The 16,754-nt window shown below is 45.3% G+C and carries 16 protein-coding genes; 4 read left to right on the forward strand and 12 right to left on the reverse strand.

The window, feature by feature from the left end; genetic code table 11:
• Positions 1 to 23: 23 nt before the first annotated feature.
• From pfkA to dnaE, 5 genes are all read right to left on the reverse strand, one after another.
• Positions 24 to 983: a 6-phosphofructokinase gene (gene pfkA / locus M1D98_RS13830; RefSeq protein ID WP_010329683.1), complete on the reverse strand. Its 960-nt coding sequence runs from the start codon at positions 981 to 983 to the stop codon at positions 24 to 26.
• A gap of 183 nt (positions 984 to 1,166) precedes the next feature.
• On the reverse strand, positions 1,167 to 2,144 hold the full coding sequence (gene accA / locus M1D98_RS13835) for an acetyl-CoA carboxylase carboxyl transferase subunit alpha (RefSeq protein ID WP_010329682.1): 978 nt from the start codon (positions 2,142 to 2,144) through the stop codon (positions 1,167 to 1,169).
• Entirely contained in the window at positions 2,129 to 3,001 is an 873-nt protein-coding gene (gene accD, locus M1D98_RS13840; RefSeq protein ID WP_456279650.1) for an acetyl-CoA carboxylase, carboxyltransferase subunit beta, read from the reverse strand. Before accD ends, accA begins: the two co-directional genes overlap by 16 nt.
• Positions 3,002 to 3,335: 334 nt before the next feature.
• On the reverse strand, positions 3,336 to 4,568 hold the full coding sequence (gene maeB / locus M1D98_RS13845; protein ID WP_010329679.1) for an NADP-dependent malic enzyme: 1,233 nt from the start codon (positions 4,566 to 4,568) through the stop codon (positions 3,336 to 3,338).
• Between the two features lie 138 nt (positions 4,569 to 4,706).
• A complete protein-coding gene (gene dnaE, locus M1D98_RS13850) occupies positions 4,707 to 8,054 on the reverse strand; it encodes a DNA polymerase III subunit alpha (protein WP_121643069.1) in 3,348 nt (1,115 codons plus the stop codon).
• 139 nt (positions 8,055 to 8,193) lie between these two features.
• Here dnaE and ytrH point away from each other — a divergent pair, with 139 nt between their 5' ends.
• From ytrH to M1D98_RS13865, 3 genes are all read left to right on the forward strand, one after another.
• Entirely contained in the window at positions 8,194 to 8,535 is a 342-nt protein-coding gene (gene ytrH / locus M1D98_RS13855; protein ID WP_003223537.1) for a sporulation membrane protein YtrH, read from the forward strand.
• Entirely contained in the window at positions 8,532 to 9,035 is a 504-nt protein-coding gene (ytrI, locus tag M1D98_RS13860) for a sporulation membrane protein YtrI (RefSeq protein WP_010329677.1), read from the forward strand. The genes ytrH and ytrI overlap by 4 nt, the downstream gene beginning before the upstream one ends.
• A gap of 103 nt (positions 9,036 to 9,138) precedes the next feature.
• Positions 9,139 to 9,330, forward strand: coding sequence for a hypothetical protein (locus tag M1D98_RS13865; protein WP_003229407.1), 192 nt, complete (start codon positions 9,139 to 9,141; stop codon positions 9,328 to 9,330).
• Between the two features lie 17 nt (positions 9,331 to 9,347).
• Here M1D98_RS13865 and nrnA read toward each other — a convergent pair whose 3' ends face one another.
• Positions 9,348 to 10,289: a bifunctional oligoribonuclease/PAP phosphatase NrnA gene (gene nrnA / locus M1D98_RS13870; protein WP_010329676.1), complete on the reverse strand. Its 942-nt coding sequence runs from the start codon at positions 10,287 to 10,289 to the stop codon at positions 9,348 to 9,350.
• Between the two features lie 130 nt (positions 10,290 to 10,419).
• Here nrnA and M1D98_RS13875 point away from each other — a divergent pair, with 130 nt between their 5' ends.
• Entirely contained in the window at positions 10,420 to 10,722 is a 303-nt protein-coding gene (locus M1D98_RS13875) for a YtpI family protein (protein ID WP_010329674.1), read from the forward strand.
• Positions 10,723 to 10,740: 18 nt separating this feature from the next.
• Here the strand turns inward: M1D98_RS13875 and M1D98_RS13880 are convergent, their stop codons facing one another.
• The 6 genes from M1D98_RS13880 to M1D98_RS13905 all read right to left on the reverse strand — a co-directional run bounded on the left by M1D98_RS13880 (position 10,741) and on the right by M1D98_RS13905 (position 16,608).
• Positions 10,741 to 12,060, reverse strand: a complete 1,320-nt coding sequence (locus tag M1D98_RS13880; protein WP_121643764.1) for a CBS domain-containing protein — start codon at positions 12,058 to 12,060, stop codon at positions 10,741 to 10,743.
• Between the two features lie 119 nt (positions 12,061 to 12,179).
• The gene (locus M1D98_RS13885; RefSeq protein WP_010329672.1) at positions 12,180 to 12,863 is read right to left on the reverse strand and encodes a metal-dependent hydrolase; all 684 of its coding nucleotides are present in this window, start codon (positions 12,861 to 12,863) and stop codon (positions 12,180 to 12,182) included.
• 61 nt (positions 12,864 to 12,924) lie between these two features.
• Positions 12,925 to 13,692, reverse strand: coding sequence for an SDR family oxidoreductase (locus M1D98_RS13890; RefSeq protein ID WP_456279651.1), 768 nt, complete (start codon positions 13,690 to 13,692; stop codon positions 12,925 to 12,927).
• A gap of 126 nt (positions 13,693 to 13,818) precedes the next feature.
• A complete protein-coding gene (locus tag M1D98_RS13895; RefSeq protein WP_268522177.1) occupies positions 13,819 to 13,950 on the reverse strand; it encodes a hypothetical protein in 132 nt (43 codons plus the stop codon).
• A gap of 64 nt (positions 13,951 to 14,014) precedes the next feature.
• Positions 14,015 to 15,400, reverse strand: a complete 1,386-nt coding sequence (argH, locus tag M1D98_RS13900; protein WP_456279652.1) for an argininosuccinate lyase — start codon at positions 15,398 to 15,400, stop codon at positions 14,015 to 14,017.
• The gene (locus M1D98_RS13905) at positions 15,397 to 16,608 is read right to left on the reverse strand and encodes an argininosuccinate synthase (RefSeq protein WP_148962333.1); all 1,212 of its coding nucleotides are present in this window, start codon (positions 16,606 to 16,608) and stop codon (positions 15,397 to 15,399) included. Before M1D98_RS13905 ends, argH begins: the two co-directional genes overlap by 4 nt.
• Positions 16,609 to 16,754 lie beyond the last annotated feature (146 nt).

Below are 16,754 nucleotides of genomic sequence, written 5' to 3' on the forward strand. Positions count from 1 at the left end.
AATCTTCAGCCTTCAGCTCCGCGTTAGATAGACAGTTCTTTTGAAAGCTTATACATGTTTTGCTCAACTGTGTGTTTTGTCTCCAATATTTCTATAATATCATGGTCTACAAGCTTATTGTTTTGTATACCTACACAGCGTCCGCCTTTTCCTTCAAGCAGCAGTTCAACCGCATAGGCCCCTAGACGGCTTGCCAGCACACGATCAGCAGCGCTTGGAGAACCTCCGCGCTGGATATAGCCCAATACAGATACCCTAGTTTCAAGATTTGTTTCTTCTTCAATGCGTTTCCCGAATTCAACTCCGCTGCCTACACCTTCGGCCACAATAATAATACTGTGCTTCTTGCCGCGATCGTGGCCGCGTTTTAAGCGGGCAATGATTTCGTGCATGTCATAGTCTGCCTCAGGGATGAGGATTGATTCCGCGCCCCCTGCAAGGCCGGCCCACAATGCGATGTCGCCCGCATGGCGGCCCATTACTTCGATCACATATGTACGTTCATGAGAAGTCGCTGTATCGCGGATCTTATCAATTGCGTCAATTACTGTATTTAAAGCCGTATCAAAACCGATTGTAAAATCAGTGCCCGGAATGTCATTATCAATTGTACCCGGTACACCCACACATGGAAACCCGTGTTCCGTTAATTTTTTCGCACCCATATAGGAGCCGTCTCCGCCGATGACAACAAGGCCTTCAATACCAAGCTTCTTCAAGTTTTCTATCCCTTTTTCACGGCCTTCAACCGTTTTGAATTCAGGACATCTTGCCGTATATAGCTTTGTTCCTCCGCGATGTATAATATCGCCTACAGATCCGAGTTCAAGCTTTTCAATCTTTCCGCTGATCAATCCTGCGTATCCGTTGTAAATGCCGTAAACTTCAACATCATGATAAATCGCTTTTCTGACTACTGCGCGAACTGCTGCGTTCATTCCCGGGGAATCCCCGCCGCTCGTTAATACCCCTATACGTTTCATTCTCCATTCACCTCAGCAACATATATGATTAAAGATAACATGATCATTGCCCTAAAAACAATGAAAAGGGATCTCCATCCTCCCTATGAAACCTTACCTATTATACAATTAAATAAATTGTTTTTAAATAAAATTTAAAGAATGTCACAAAAAAGAAACGTGAGCCAAAGGCTTCACGTTTATTTAGTTTACCCCGATAAATTGTTCTTCATTCGAGACTTTGCCAATTGCTTTATATTTTTCATACCGCTGCTGGACTAATTCTTCTTCGCCCAGCTTCAGCAACGTTTTTAGCGATTGCTTAAGGGTTTCGTCCATATAGCTTGCCTGCAGCTTAACATCGTGGTGCGCTCCGCCTTTTACTTCTTTTATCATATGATCTATAATACCTAATTCTTTTAAATCGGGCGCAGTGATTCTCATTGTTTCTGCTGCTTTTTTAGCAAGACTGGAGTCCTTCCATAACAGTGCCGCGGCACCTTCCGGAGAAATAACTGAATAAGTAGAGTTTTCCAGCATATGCAAGTGGTTTCCCACACCGAGACCAAGGGCTCCGCCGCTTCCGCCTTCACCGATGACGATGCAGATAACAGGCACTCGAAGGCCAGCCATCTCAAAGAGATTTTTGGCAATGGCTTCGCTTTGTCCTCTTTCTTCCGCTGCTCGTCCCGGGTATGCTCCCTTCGTATCGATAAAACAAATAATCGGCCTGTTGAATTTGTCAGCCTGCTTCATGAGACGAAGCGCTTTTCGATAGCCTTCAGGATGCGGCATTCCAAAATTGCGGACAAGGTTTTCCTTCGTATCTTTGCCGCGCTGATGCCCGATTACTGTTACAGGAAGGCCATGGAACTTCGCAATGCCGCCGACAATAGCTTCATCGTCACCGTATGCTCTATCTCCGTGACATTCAAAAAAGTCGGTAAACAGATGTTCAATATAATCAAGCGTTGTCGGACGGTCCGGCAGACGAGCGATTTGAACCCGGTCCCAAGGCTTCAGATTTTTGTAGATTTCATCCTGAAGCTTAGCGAGACGGTCTTCGAGCCGTTCAATTTCCGCACTCAGATCCATATCCGAGTCTTGGGTGAATTTTTTCAATTCGGCGATTTTCGTTTGCAGTTCAATTACCGGTTTTTCAAATTCTAATCTTGCAGCCACTCAATGTCACCTCCCGTTTGATGCATATCCAGCAGATTTTCTAATGTTTGTTTCATGTCTTCGCGATGGATAACCGCATCAAGCTGTCCATGTTTTAATAAAAACTCGGCCGTTTGGAAGTCCTCAGGCAATTTTTCACCTATTGTCTGTTCAATAATCCGTCTTCCTGCAAAACCGATCAGCGCTCCAGGCTCAGCAAAATTATAATCTCCGAGTGAAGCAAAGCTGGCCGATACGCCACCGGTTGTCGGATGCGTCATTACTGAGATGATGAGGCCCTGTTCTTCACTGAACAGTTTTAAGGCAGAGCTTGTCTTAGCCATTTGCATCAAGCTTAATATGCCTTCCTGCATTCTCGCGCCGCCTGAAGCTGTAAAAATAATAAACGGAACTTTATCAGCTTTTGCTTTTTCAATCGCAAGCGTGATTTTTTCACCGACGACTGAGCCCATGCTGCCCATTCTGAATGAAGAATCCATGACGGCGACCACAGCCGGGTGTCCGCCGATGGTGCCCTTGCCTGTCACAATAGCCTCGTTTAAGGATGTTTTCTCGCGATCTTTTTCAAGCTTTTCGATATATCCCGGGAAACCAAGCGGGTTTTCTGATAACATTCCTTGGTTAAATTCCTCAAAGGATTCATCGTCCATCAAACTTTCGATACGCTGTTTTGCGTTCATCGGGAAATGATAATTGCAGTTCATGCATACCCGCATATTTTTATCCAACTCTTTAGTGAGCATGATTTTTTTACACTTGGGACATTTTGTCATAATGCCTTCCGGAACATCGTGCTTCGCTTGCTCAGACGGTACGGAAGCATACTTTTTCTTTTTCGTGAATATATCCTTTAACACATGATTACCTCCCTTTTGTGAAGGGTTCTCTTCACCGCATGTCATCAACCGATAGACTTGCTAATAACTTTACCGAAACTATTGTACTTTTTTTGTCAAACGCTGTCATCCTCAATTCGACAACTTTTTATTCAATCACGCCGTCAAAAAAGCCCGTATGAGATTAGATAAGGTGTTGAACTAACAAGGTTGACAGCGCATTCAAACGTAACGTTAAACTCGGCTGAAATTTTTTTAAAGCCCAACCCCTAAAAAAATTTCAGCCGCCAGTTTAACTTGTAAACAGCGCGCCGGTTTCGGGCCAACGCGCTGCCATTTATGGAATGAATGAAAATTATTCACCAATAATCGTAAGTTTTCTCGTTTTTTCAGCAACTTCCTCAGGGTCAACAGTAATTCTTGCGACACCTGTTTCCATCGCCGCTTTTGCCACAGCTTTCGCAACAGCAGGCGCAACACGTTTATCAAACGGTGCAGGGATGACGTAGTCTGCGCTAAGCTCATCTTCTGAAACCAATGAAGCGATAGCTTCAACCGCTGCGATTTTCATTTCTTCGTTAATGTGAGTGGCGCGAACGTCAAGCGCTCCGCGGAAAATACCAGGGAATGCAAGAACATTGTTGACTTGGTTCGGGAAGTCAGAACGGCCCGTTCCAATTACGCTTGCGCCAGCTTCACGCGCATCTTCAGGCATAATTTCTGGATTTGGATTTGCCATCGCAAAGATAATCGGATCTTTCGCCATGCTTTGCACCATTTCTTTTGTTAACGCTCCTGCTACAGATACGCCGATAAATACGTCAGCGTCCACGATGACATCTTTCAGGGAACCGTCTTTGCGGTCTTGGTTTGTGAATTTCGCCACTTCGTTTTTGACATCGTTCATGCCTTCTGGACGCCCTTCATAAATCGCTCCTTTTGAATCGCACATCACGATGTCGCGTACGCCGTAATGGTGAAGAAGCTTGATAATCGCGATACCAGCCGCTCCCGCGCCATTTGCGACAACTTTAATGGACGACATGGATTTTCCTGACAGTTTCAGCGCGTTTACAAGGCCTGCTACCGTTACAATGGCAGTACCGTGCTGATCGTCATGGAAGACTGGAATGTTTGTTTCTTTTTTGAGGCGCTCTTCAATGATAAAGCAGTTTGGCGCAGCAATATCTTCAAGGTTGACGCCGCCAAATGTCGGTTCAAGCAATTTAACAGTTTCAACGATCTTATCAACATCGTTTGTGTTTAAAGCAATCGGGAACGCGTCTACGCCCGCAAAGCTTTTGAATAGAACAGCTTTCCCTTCCATAACAGGAAGCGCGGCTTCAGGGCCGATATTTCCAAGGCCAAGCACAGCTGTACCGTCAGTTACAACTGCTACCATGTTCCCCTTCATTGTATATTCATATACTTTGTTAATGTCTTCATGAATATCCTTACACGGTTCTGCAACACCAGGGGAATACGCTAGGCTTAAATCTTTCGCGTTTCTGACTTCTACTTTCGATTTAGATTCCAGTTTCCCCTGATTGACTTTATGCAGGTGTAATGCTTCTTCTCTTAATGACATTCTCCTAAACACTCCTTATGGATATTTTTGATTCGTATACTGGTGCGTTGATTGCTGCATTCTGCGGAGTTAATAATCTATCTGAATATTTAAACAGGATGACATAATTGCTCCAATTGTATAACAAAAAGTTCATCGTTACCACTGTTTTAAAACGACGTTTTTTTGACCCAACAGCTCTTTTAAGCGATATAACACCTGGTGATCTGCATTGATATGAAACGACTCAGGAAGCTTAATCGTCTGTTTTTGCTTTTCATAATAGAGATAAACGCCTGTTTCCCCCTTATGCTCCAGCAAAATGCGCTTTATCTTTGCCAGGATCTCCTGGCTGTGCTGACTGCTTTCTATTTTTATATAAACCGATGGCGCTTTTTCCGCATTCATATTTTCTAATAATTCTGCCCGGGACATGATGAACTGGACCTTATCCTGCCTTACTTCACATTTGCCTGCTGTGAACAATAGAGCCCCTTCTCTTAAAACGGGAGAAAGCTGTCTGAATTGTTCAGGGAAGACAACGGCCTCCATTTCGCCTGTTTCATCACTGAGCGTTAAAAACGCCATGTTTTGACCTGTTTTCGTCCGAATCGTTTTGATCTTCGACAGCAGGCCCCCGAGAGATAGCGGCCTTTTGACAGTCTGCTGGGCCTGCAGAATGGACGCTGCCCCATACGCAGCCAGCTGTTTTCGGAAGGCAGAAAGCGGATGATTTGAAAAATAAATGCCAAGTGTTTCTTTTTCAAACGCAAGTAAATCCACAAGCGGAAGTTCCTCCGTCTCCACATACTTCGGCTTAATCGAAAACGATTCATCTAAAAACAATCCCATTTGGTCATCGTCCGCCGCGAATAGCTCAGCATGTTCCAAAGCAACGTCAATGGATGCGAGCAGCGTCGCCCGGTTTTTGCCGAATTCGTCCATCGCACCAGAAAAAATAAGTGCTTCAAGCATTTTGCGATTGACGTTTTTTAACGGCACGCGAAAGCAGAAATCGAAAAGATCTTCAAATGGTTTTTCTTTTCTCGCTTTATATATATCTTTAACTGCTGAGACGCCTACGCTTTTTATCGCGCGGAGGCTGTATCTGACAGATCCGTCTTCAACTGTAAACGGAAAACTGCTTTTGTTCACTGACGGAGGAAGGATACGAATCCCGCTCCCCTTTGCTTCGTGAAGATATTGAGATATTTTATCCTCATTGCCAATGACGCTTGTCAGCAATCCGCACATAAAATATAACGGATAATGAGCTTTCAAATACGCAAGCTGGCAGCCGATCATGCTGTATGCCACCGCATGGCTTCGGTTAAAGCCATAGTTTGCGAATTTGACGATTAAATCGTAGACTTCATTTGCAGTGTCTACAGAATACTCCTTTTTTAAGCACCCTTCAACAAAATGGCTCCGCTCTCTATCTAGGATTTCTTTTTTCTTTTTGCTGACTGCCCGTCTCAGCAGGTCCGCTTCTCCTAGTGAAAACCCCGCCATACGGGAAGCTATCATCATAATCTGTTCCTGATACACAATGACGCCATATGTATCTTCCAAGATGTCTCTTACATCTTCATGTGGATAGTGAACAGGCGCCCGGCCGTGTTTACGGTCAATAAATAACGGAATATTTTCCATCGGACCAGGCCGGTACAGCGCATTAACCGCCACAATATCCTCCAGGCCTGAAGGTTTAAGCCGCTTCAGAACGCTTCTCATCCCTGTAGATTCAAGTTGAAAAATCCCTGTCGTATCCCCTTTTGACAGCAAGGAGAACGTTTTGTCATCCCTGTAGGAAATATTCGAGAGATCTAGTTTGATGTTTTCTTCTTTTTCAATCATTGAAGTGATGGACTCGATGAGCGTCAGGTTGCGCAAGCCTAAGAAATCCATTTTTAAAAGGCCTAAGTCTTCAAGATGGTCCATCGCGTATTGCGTCAAATAGATCCCTTCATGCCCTTCCTGAAGCGGAACAACATCGGTTAACGGTTCTTCACTCAGGACCACGCCGGCTGCATGGGTAGAGGTATGCCTTGGCAGCCCTTCTATTTTTCGGGCAATGGTGTAGACTTGCTGAAGCAGACTTGACTCCCGAAGCCGCTTATTCAGTTCAGGCGATTGCTGTCTTGCTTCATCCAGCGTCATGCCGGGCCTTGAAGGAATAAGTTTTGCAAGCTGATCTGCTTCCTTCGGGCTGACGCCGAATACTCTGCCGACGTCCCGAAGCGCCGCTTTTGCCGCCAGTGTTCCAAAGGTAATAATCTGCGCAACATGCATCGCACCGTATTTCTGCTGTACGTATTGAATGACTTCATCTCTTCTTGTATCCGGAAAGTCAATATCAATATCAGGCATACTGACACGTTCTGGGTTTAAAAACCGTTCAAACAGCAGGTGATGTTTCAGCGGGTCAACATCTGTGATATACAGCACATAAGCCACAAGAGAGCCTGCCGCAGAACCCCGTCCCGGTCCTGTAACGATTCCTTTCTCATGGGCGTGCTTCATAAAATCCCATACGATCAGAAAGTAATCGCTGAACTTCATCCGTTTGATGACATCAAGCTCATATTGAAGACGGCGAAGGTATCGTTCATCAGGCGTGCCAAAGCGGCTGCGGAGACCCGCCATACAGATGTCCGTTAAATAATCATCAGCTGATGTTCCGTCTGGGGTCGGAAAAGACGGAAGACGGGCCTGCCCGAGGCTGACGTCAACCTGGCATTGTTTCGCGATCTCAACAGAAGCTTGCAGTGCTTCAGGATGCTCTTGATAAATGTTTTGCATTTCTTCGAGCGGTTTCAAATCGAGATCAGGAAGGTCTTCGGCGGGTGCGTCCGCCAGTTTTTCGCCTGCTTTAATCGCTTTCAGACAGCGGTAGGCAGCCTTATCTTCTTTCCTTATGTAATGCACGTCTCCTGTCGCTGTAACAGGGATGCCTGTTTCTTCTGAAAGCTTCAGAATCTGCTCGGACAAGGCTTGATTCCCTTTATAAGGCTGGTAGGAGAAATAAAAAGCTCCCTTTCCGAAAATAGATTGAAATTCAAGAGCGGCTTGAGCGGCCTGTTCAAACAGCCCTCCTTCAAGCAGCATTTCAATATACCCTTTTTCACCGGGCGTCAGTGCGATAATGCCTTCCCGATAACTTTGAAGCCATTTCTGTTTTAGCCCGCCTTTTGATTTCGATTGCAGAACGCTGCTGATTTTCAGCAGGTTTTGATAGCCGCTATTTGATTTGGCCAGCAGGACAATCGGATAGGCTTCAAGCTCGCTGTCATCTGTGAAAACAGAAGCTGTCAAGCCGATTATCGGGTTGATCCCTCTCGCCTTGCATGCTTTATAAAATGGTATAGCTCCGTACATGACATGATCATCTGTCAGCGCCAAAGACGCATATCCGAGCCTGTCAGCTTCACTGACGAGCTCTTCCACCGCCGCGGCGCTGTTTAGCAGGCTGTACCCGCTATGCACTTGCAGGTGAACAAAAGACATGCTATCACCTCTTTCTCCTTACGATCCATTTCTTTCTTCATTATAAGTCCGGTATCCAAAAGAAACAAATGTTCTTTTTCGACTACTCATCATACTTGTCCTGAAAGCTCAATATGATATAAAAGGTGAGGTGATAAAGATGGATCAGGAAGCAGGATTTATGGTGAATTTTATCAATAGTTACTTCATTGCGTTAGGGGTGCTGATCGGAGGCGCGCTCATCGGAGGGCTGGGAGCATATTTGGCAGGCGAAGCGCCGCTTACGGCCATTACAAAGCTAGCAAACAGGTTGAAAATATGGGCGCTTGTCGCAGCAATCGGGGGCACCTTTGATGCGGTATACAGCTTTGAACGGGGCATTCTAGAAGGCAATACGAGAGATATTTTCAAACAGCTTCTTTTGATTATCTCGGCTATGGGCGGCGCGCAAAGCGGCTGGCTCATTATTTCATGGCTGACCCAGGAGCATCTTTCTTCATGAGAGTGCCCCAGCATTACAAAAAACCGGGGTGGCAGCGTTTTTTCGCGGGAATGATGTGCGGAGCCGTGATCAGCTGGTTCTTTTTCCTGTTTACTTACGGTACATTCCAAGAGGAGCAGGTCAGCCTCATCGAAAAACAAAAAGAGCATGTGAAAGATTTAAACAATCAAATTTCAATCTATCAGGAAGACCTCCATAAACTGAACGAAGACAATAAAAGAAAGCTCTTGATCCAAAACGTCAGCGTGAAATTACAAAATGGGGATAAATATAAAATATCACAGCCGGATAAAACGAAATTCGAGGAGCATGTAAAGGATAATATTTCAGAGGTGATTACAAAGGACATAGAGAGCGTCTATCAAACAAAGGATCTATTGATACGGACAATTGAAAATAAAGTCTATATGATCAACGAAAAAAAATACAAGGCAACCGTCAAAGAATTAATTATTTATACGAGACTGACAGTAGAACTTGACATATCATTTGCCGCGTAATTATGGATTTTTTTTTAATTCTCCAAACTTTTGTCGCTTTTTCCCATTCTTTTTTATAAACTATATGTGAGAGGCTTAATGGCGAAAGGAAGGAGGAAGGGAAATGGAGGTTTACAGTGACCGTCAGTTAGCAAAAGATCAAGCAGCCCGGCTCAGACAAGGTTTTTCTGCATATGCCGAAACAAACTCACTCGCTTCCCTCATTAAAAAAGAACTTCAATCTCACAATCTCCAAGTCTACGAGGACCTTACTGATTTCGGCTGCTGGTTCATCCCCGTCACAGATGAACACTAAGAGAGAGGGTCTCCCCTCTACTCGTGTTCTTTACATAATGCTTCCAGGTCAGCCAATATCCGATCAGCTTCATCCCAGCTGTAAATAGAGGCGCCTGAAGCTAGCGGATGCCCTCCGCCGTTATATTTACGGGCAAGTCCGTTAATGACAGGACCCTTCGAACGGAATCTGACTCTGATTTGATCATCTTCTTCTACGAAAAACACCCAAGCGCGAATACCCGAGATATTGCCAAGCGTCCCGACTAGCTGTGACGCTTCTGAAGCCGTGGTGCCGAACTTTTCAAGCGTATCCTTTTTGATGAAAACAGAAGCGGCGCCGTTTTCGGACAATGACACATTTTGGAAGATGAAGCCGTTAAGCTTCACCACATTCAGTTTTGTTTCATATAATTGATTAAACAACTCTGAGGAAGAGAAAGGATATTGAATGAGCTCGCCTGCATATTTTAATGTTTTTTCCGTTGTATTCGGAAATAAGAAGCGCCCGGTATCTCCGACAATGCCGGCATAGATCAGCTCTGCCGCTTTCGTATTCAGCTTCCAGCCGTGCTCTTTTCCTTCTAAATACAGCTCATAAATCATTTCACTTACTGAGCTGGCGTTTGTATCGACCCAGAGAAGGTCACCGTATGGATCTTCGTTCGGATGGTGGTCGATTTTTATCAGTTTTGCGCCTGAAGGATAACGCTGATCGTCGATTCTTTCCTGATTTGCCGTATCGCAGACAATGACAAGTGCGCCTTCATATGTTTCATTGTCCACCACATCAAGGGAATATAGGAAAGAGAGGGACGGTTCAGGCGTGCCGACCGCGAAAATATTTTTTTCTGGATACGTTTCACGCAGGATTTCCGTAAGTCCGCACTGGGATCCGTAGGCATCTGGATCAGGACGCACATGTCTATGTAAGATAATCGTGTCATATAATGATATGGTTCTGATTATTTCTGTTTTCATTTGATACTCCTTTATTGTTTTTATTCATTAAATCACATTCTTTGCCGACGGAAAAGAAAAATAACGTCAAAACCAAGCCCGTTTTTGTATAGAATGGGTTTGTAAACTTTTACGATGGAGGATTTCATTTATGCTGGTTCTTGTTTTTTTGATTGGGCTTTCAGCCTGCTTTTATGTGTACTATAAAGTAAAAGGCGTACGGGCAAAGCAAGCTTTGGAAAAAGAAATCTGTTCGGCAAAAGCAAGCATGGCCTTAGGGTCACTGGTTCTGTTCTACGGGCTCAACCAAATGATATTATTCCATTCAGTCTTAACGTTCGTAATCGGCGGTGTCTTTATCCTCATAGGAGCAGGAAGCGCTTGGGCAGGTTATAAAGCTTACAGGCATTACAATCCCCTTCACGCCAAAGAAGCTGAAAGAGACCACGCGTAAGGGGCGCCTGAACGTCCCTTAGCTTCTTTCCATCAGCTGAACCATCAACATCGCTTTAGACACGATATGGCCTTGGCTGTGCACTTCAACTTCCATTTTTCCGAACTTTCTCCCGGCCTCTAAAATACGGGGTTTGACTTCGATGACCGATTCCATCTGCACAGGCTTCAAAAAGAAAATGGTGATGCTTTCAATTACGAGCTCGCCGCGTTTTTTCGAGCGCAAAAACCGGTTTGCCGCTTGCGTCAAAATGGTCGTAAACACGCCATAAGAAATCGTTCCGAGCTGGTTGGTCATCTGCGGCGTGACTTCATACTCGTAAACCGTTTGCTCCTCTTTATCATCACCCTCATCTTTAAATCCCCTTGAAACGATATCATCAAGCTTCTCTCCGACCTGCGGCTGCTTTTGAATCATTTGGAGGGCTTTTAACACGTCTTGGCGGCTGATCATGCCGATCAGTTTTTGGTGGCCGTCAGTGACGGGAAGCACTTCGATTCCTTCCCATACCATCATTTGCGCCGCCGAGGCGACAGATGTTTTCCCAATAACTGTAACGGGATTTTTGGTCATGACCTTTTCGATGGAAGCGTTTCGGTCGTGGCCGGCAATATCTTTTGATGTCAGAATCCCATGGATCTTCATCTGATCGTCGACAACCGGGAACCGGCCGTGCCCCGTCTCAAAGTTTTTCTCATACCATTTTTCAAGTTTATCCTTAGGCGACAGATATACCGTACGGTTAGCGGGCGTTAGGATGTCCTCAACCAGGACGATTTCTTTTTTGATCAGCTGGTCATAAATCGCCCTGTTAATCATCGCGGCGACTGTGAAGGTGTCATAGCTCGTGGATAAAATCGGCAGCTCAAGCTCATCCGCAAGCTGTACAATGCTGTCATCCGTGTTAAATCCGCCTGTCACCAGTACAGCCGCACCCGCTTCAAGCGCCTGCCTGTGTGCGTTGATTCTGTTTCCGACAATCAGAAGATTTCCCGCTGCGGTGTAACGCATCATCGCGTCCAGCTCCATCGCGCCGATAACGAATTTATTTAAAGTTTTATGGAGACCGGCCCGGCCCCCGAGCACCTGTCCGTCTATGACATTTACAACCTCTGCATAGGTAAGCTTTTCAATATTCTCTTTTTTCTTTTGCTCAATCCGTATTGTGCCCACACGTTCAATCGTGCTGACAAATCCTTTATTCTCTGCTTCCTTGATCGCTCTGTACGCGGTCCCTTCGCTTACTTTCATTTCCTTTGCAATTCTTCGCACAGAAATTTTTTCACCGACAGGCAGTGAATCAATATACGTTAAAATTTGTTCATGCTTCGTTGCCAAGCCTTTCACCTCTAAGGACAGTCTTCTGCTTTTATTATAAGGGCTCGGAGGATTCGTGCGCAATGAGCGGGAAAAATAAAAAAACACCCCCTGGTGAACCAGGAGATGTGATCAGCCGGTTATAGCTCGATCGTCTCACCAACCGCCATGACTTTACCGACTCCGCCAGGCAGGCTGTCAGCAAATGCCTCAGGGTCTTGTTCGATAACCGGGAATGTATTGTAATGAACCGGCACGACCTGTTTTGCCCGGAGCCATTCAGCGGCAAGCTTGGCGTCTTCAGGCCCCATCGTAAAGTTATCGCCAATCGGCAGGAAGGCAAGATCAATATGATTCAATTCGCCAATCAGCTTCATATCGGAGAAAAGAGCCGTATCGCCTGCGTGGAAAATCGTTTTATCTTCTACCGTCAGCAAAATACCAGCTGGCATGCCTGTATAAGTGATCGTTTTGTTTTCTTCATCTGTGATCGCTGATCCGTGAAAGGCCTGTGTGAGCTTCACTTTACCAAAATCGAACTGGCGGGAGCCGCCGATGTGCATTGGATGAACATTCAAGCCTTTCCAGCCTAAGTACACAGCGAGCTCGTTCGGAGCTACAACCAGCGCGTTGTTTTGCTTGGCAATTTGTTCTGTGTCGCCGACATGGTCATTGTGGCCATGCGTCAATAAGATGACATCTGCTTTTACATCCTCCGGCTTTAGATCCGTTAACGAATTCCCTGTCAAAAACGGGTCAAATATTATATGATGGCCCTTTGTTTCCACTGTGATAACAGAATGTCCGTGATATGTCACTTTCATTTCCTTCACCTCGTCACATTATTTTGATATTTTCATTTTCCTTTTTTCAGAAACTGAAAAACTATGTGGATTGATTCTTATTAATGACATTGAGACCCCCTGTAGCTTCAATGACAGTCCCTGTCACTAGGTCTGAGTCCTCTTCACATAAGAAAGCGATAATCCGGGCGATATCCTCGCCTGTGCCAGATCTTCCTATCGGCGTTTTTTCTTTGCCGATTCGCTGTCTGGCTTCCTCTATTGACGCTTCCTTCATGTCGCCGACAATGTCTCCCGGGCAAACCATGTTGGCTGTTATGCCGAATTCAGCTTCTTCAATGGCAATGGTCTTCGTCAAAGAAGCCAACCCCACTTTCGCAGCGCCAAAAGCCGATCGGTGAAGCCAGCCGGGCGCGTGCGCCGCACCTTGAAATCCGTACGTGATAATGCGTCCGAACTGCTGTTGTCTCATGGCCGGAATAACCGCTTTGAATAAATGAAAGACGGCGCTTAAATTCCCTTCCAGCATCCCGTACCATTCATCATCAGTATAATCGGCTAACTTTTTACGTTCAAATATGTATGGGCCCGCGTTGTTAATCAAAAAGTCGATCCTTCCAAAGCGGTTTAAGGCAGCCTCTGCAATACGGAGCAGATCTTCTTTTTTGGTGACATCACCTTTTACAAATTGCAGCCGATCAAGACAATCAGGACAGGATTCCTCCAGGCGGCTGACAGCCTCCTCATCGTGCCTGTAATTGACTGTTACTGAATACCCCTTTGCAAGCAACGTCTCAGTCACTTTGCGGCCTAACCCCTTCGAACCGGCAGTAATTAAAGCATGTCGCACATGAATACCTCCCAAAGCAACGTCGCCGCTTTCAATAAAGTGTTTCTTCTTCTACTTTACTATAAAAGGCTTCCAATATCACTTTTTACACTTTGACATACAAAAAAAGCTGCCTGTACAGACAGCTTATTCCGCAGAAGATGGAGGCTCCTGATCAGGCATATCGACATAACCGCTTTGATAGGCTTCTGAAATGAGTCTTGTTGTCTCCTGGCTTTCTTGTTCATCATAAATATAGCGTTCCGGTTCTTTTTTCATTCTTCTGCCTCCCATCATTATAGAGATAGGTTGGCTATAATGACGGGATTTTATGAAGGAAATTTTAACAAACTCCGGCTGCCACGCAAGCTTTCGCTTTTTTTAGCGCCTGCTCCACCTGTTTGAACCCGGTGCCTCCGGCGCTCATTCTTTTTTCAACTGCGTGGTAAGGGTCTAACACAGTGTAAATATCTTCTTCGAAGAGCGGGCTCGCCTGCTGAAATTCAGCAAACGGCATATCGCTTAAATAGATCCCTTTTTCGATGCATGTGTACACAAGTTTTCCGACTACTTCATGCGCTTCTCTGAACGGCATTCCTTTTTTCGCTAAATAATCGGCCAGTTCCGTCGCATTTGAGAAGTCTTGTTTTGTCGCTTGCTTCATGACCTCTTTGTTTACAGTCATTGTTTGGATCATGCCTGTGAAGATTTGCAGGCTGCCCTCGACCGTTTTCACCGTGTCAAACATGCCTTCTTTGTCTTCTTGAAGGTCTTTGTTGTAAGCGAGCGGAAGGCCTTTCATGATCGTAAACAGCCCTATCATATCACCGTATACGCGTCCTGTTTTCCCGCGGATCAGTTCTGCCATATCAGGGTTTTTCTTTTGCGGCATCATGCTGCTTCCCGTTGCGTACGTATCGTCAAGCTCAATGAATTTAAACTCCTGAGAGCACCATAGAATGATCTCTTCAGAGAAACGGGATAGGTGCATCATCAGCATACTGCTGTTGCTTAAAAACTCTAAAATGAAATCTCTGTCGCTGACGCCGTCCAGGCTGTTTTCATAGATAGAATCAAAACCGAGCAGTTCTGCTGAATAGTCACGGTCGATAGGAAAGGTTGTTCCCGCGAGCGCTCCGCAGCCGAGCGGAGATTTGTTAATCCGTTTTATTGAATCCTGAAAGCGCTCCTTGTCGCGCTCCATCATCCAGAAATACGCAAGCAAATGGTGGGCGAATGAAATCGGCTGGGCGCGCTGCAGATGTGTGTAACCCGGCAGAATCGTTTCAACATTCGCTTCCGCCTTTTCAATCAATACGCTTTGGAACGCCTCAATCAGCTCAATAATGTGGCTGACATGATCTTTTAAGTATAAATGCATGTCAGTCGCCACCTGATCATTTCGGCTTCTTCCGGTATGCAGCTTGCCGCCGAGAGGGCCGATTTCGTCAATAAGCATTTTCTCAATGTTCAAATGAATATCCTCATAATCAACTGAGAATTCCAATGCCCCTTTCTCAGCTTTTTGCAGAAGGGTATTCAGTCCCTCACGGATTTTCAGCTCTTCTTCCGCTGTCAGGATACCGCATTTTTTCAGCATGGCAGCATGTGCGAGAGACCCTGTAATGTCTTCGGTCACTAAATTTCGGTCAAATGATATAGACGCGCCGAACTCGTCGACCCATTTTTCCGGCGTTTTTTGAAATCGGCCTCCCCAAAGCTTCTTCATGCTTTCATCTGCTCCTTCTTTTTCACGATGCTGTTCACTTTTGTAGGAAGTCCCCAAAGCTCGATAAACCCGATTGCCGCATGGTGATCAAACGCATCGTCTTTTGTATATGTTGCGAGTTTTTCGTCATATAGAGAGTATTCTGATTTGCGTCCCTCTACAATTGCATGGCCTTTAAACAGCTTCACGCGGACAATGCCTGTGACATGCTGTTGTGTTTCTTTTAAGAAAGCGTGCAGCGCGTCTTTTAACGGTGAGAACCATAAGCCGTTGTAAATGATTTCTGACATTTTTTGCTCGATGATCGGTTTAAAGTGGGCTACTTCTTTTACCAGTGTTAAATCTTCCAGTTCTTTATGCGCTTTGATGAGTGTCATCGCACCAGGGCATTCGTATACTTCCCGGGATTTGATGCCGACAAGGCGGTTTTCCACATGGTCGATACGTCCGACGCCGTGCGCGCCTGCCATTTCATTCAGCTTCAAAATCAATTCAGAAAGCGAGTAGGCTACGCCGTCAATGGATACAGGCACACCTTGCTCAAACGCAATTTCAATCACTTCCGGTGTGTCCGGGGTTTTTTCCAGCGGAGCTGTTAAATCGTATGCGCCTTCAGGCGGCGCCGCCCATGGATCTTCTAAAATGCCGCACTCATTCGCGCGGCCCCAGAGGTTTTGATCAATAGAATATGGGCTGTCAAGATTGATCGGAATCGGAATGCCGCGGCTTGCCGCATATTCAATTTCTTCTTCACGTGACCACTGCCATTCCCGAACCGGCGCGATCACTTCAAGATCAGGGTTTAATGACTTAATGGAGACTTCGAAACGAACCTGGTCATTTCCTTTCCCTGTGCATCCGTGCGCAATCGCCTGTGCATCTTCCTTTTCCGCGATTTCAACCAGTTTTTTTGCAATCAGCGGCCGAGATAATGCCGAAACGAGCGGATATTTCCCTTCATACATTGTATGGGCCTGCAAAGAGATAAGCGCGTAGTCCTGTGCGAATTCTTCTTTTGCATCGATCACGTAGGAATTTGTCGCGCCGACTTCCAGCGCTTTCTGTTGAACAAACGCCAAATCCTTGCCTTCACCGACGTCCAGACAGCAGGCAATCACATTATATCCTTGCTCTTGAAGCCATTTTATTGCGACGGAGGTATCAAGTCCTCCCGAGTATGCTAATACGACTTTTTTCTGTTCTGACATGATAAAAATCCCCTCTCAACCGTGTATCATTTTTGTATAAAAATAAATTATATTTAATAAAAATACATTTTGTATGTATACACTTTAACAAGTACGTTTCGTTTTTTCAAGCCTTTTATAAAAAAAACTTCACCTAATTTTCAGGT

The organism is Bacillus sp. K7, assembly GCF_053903245.1.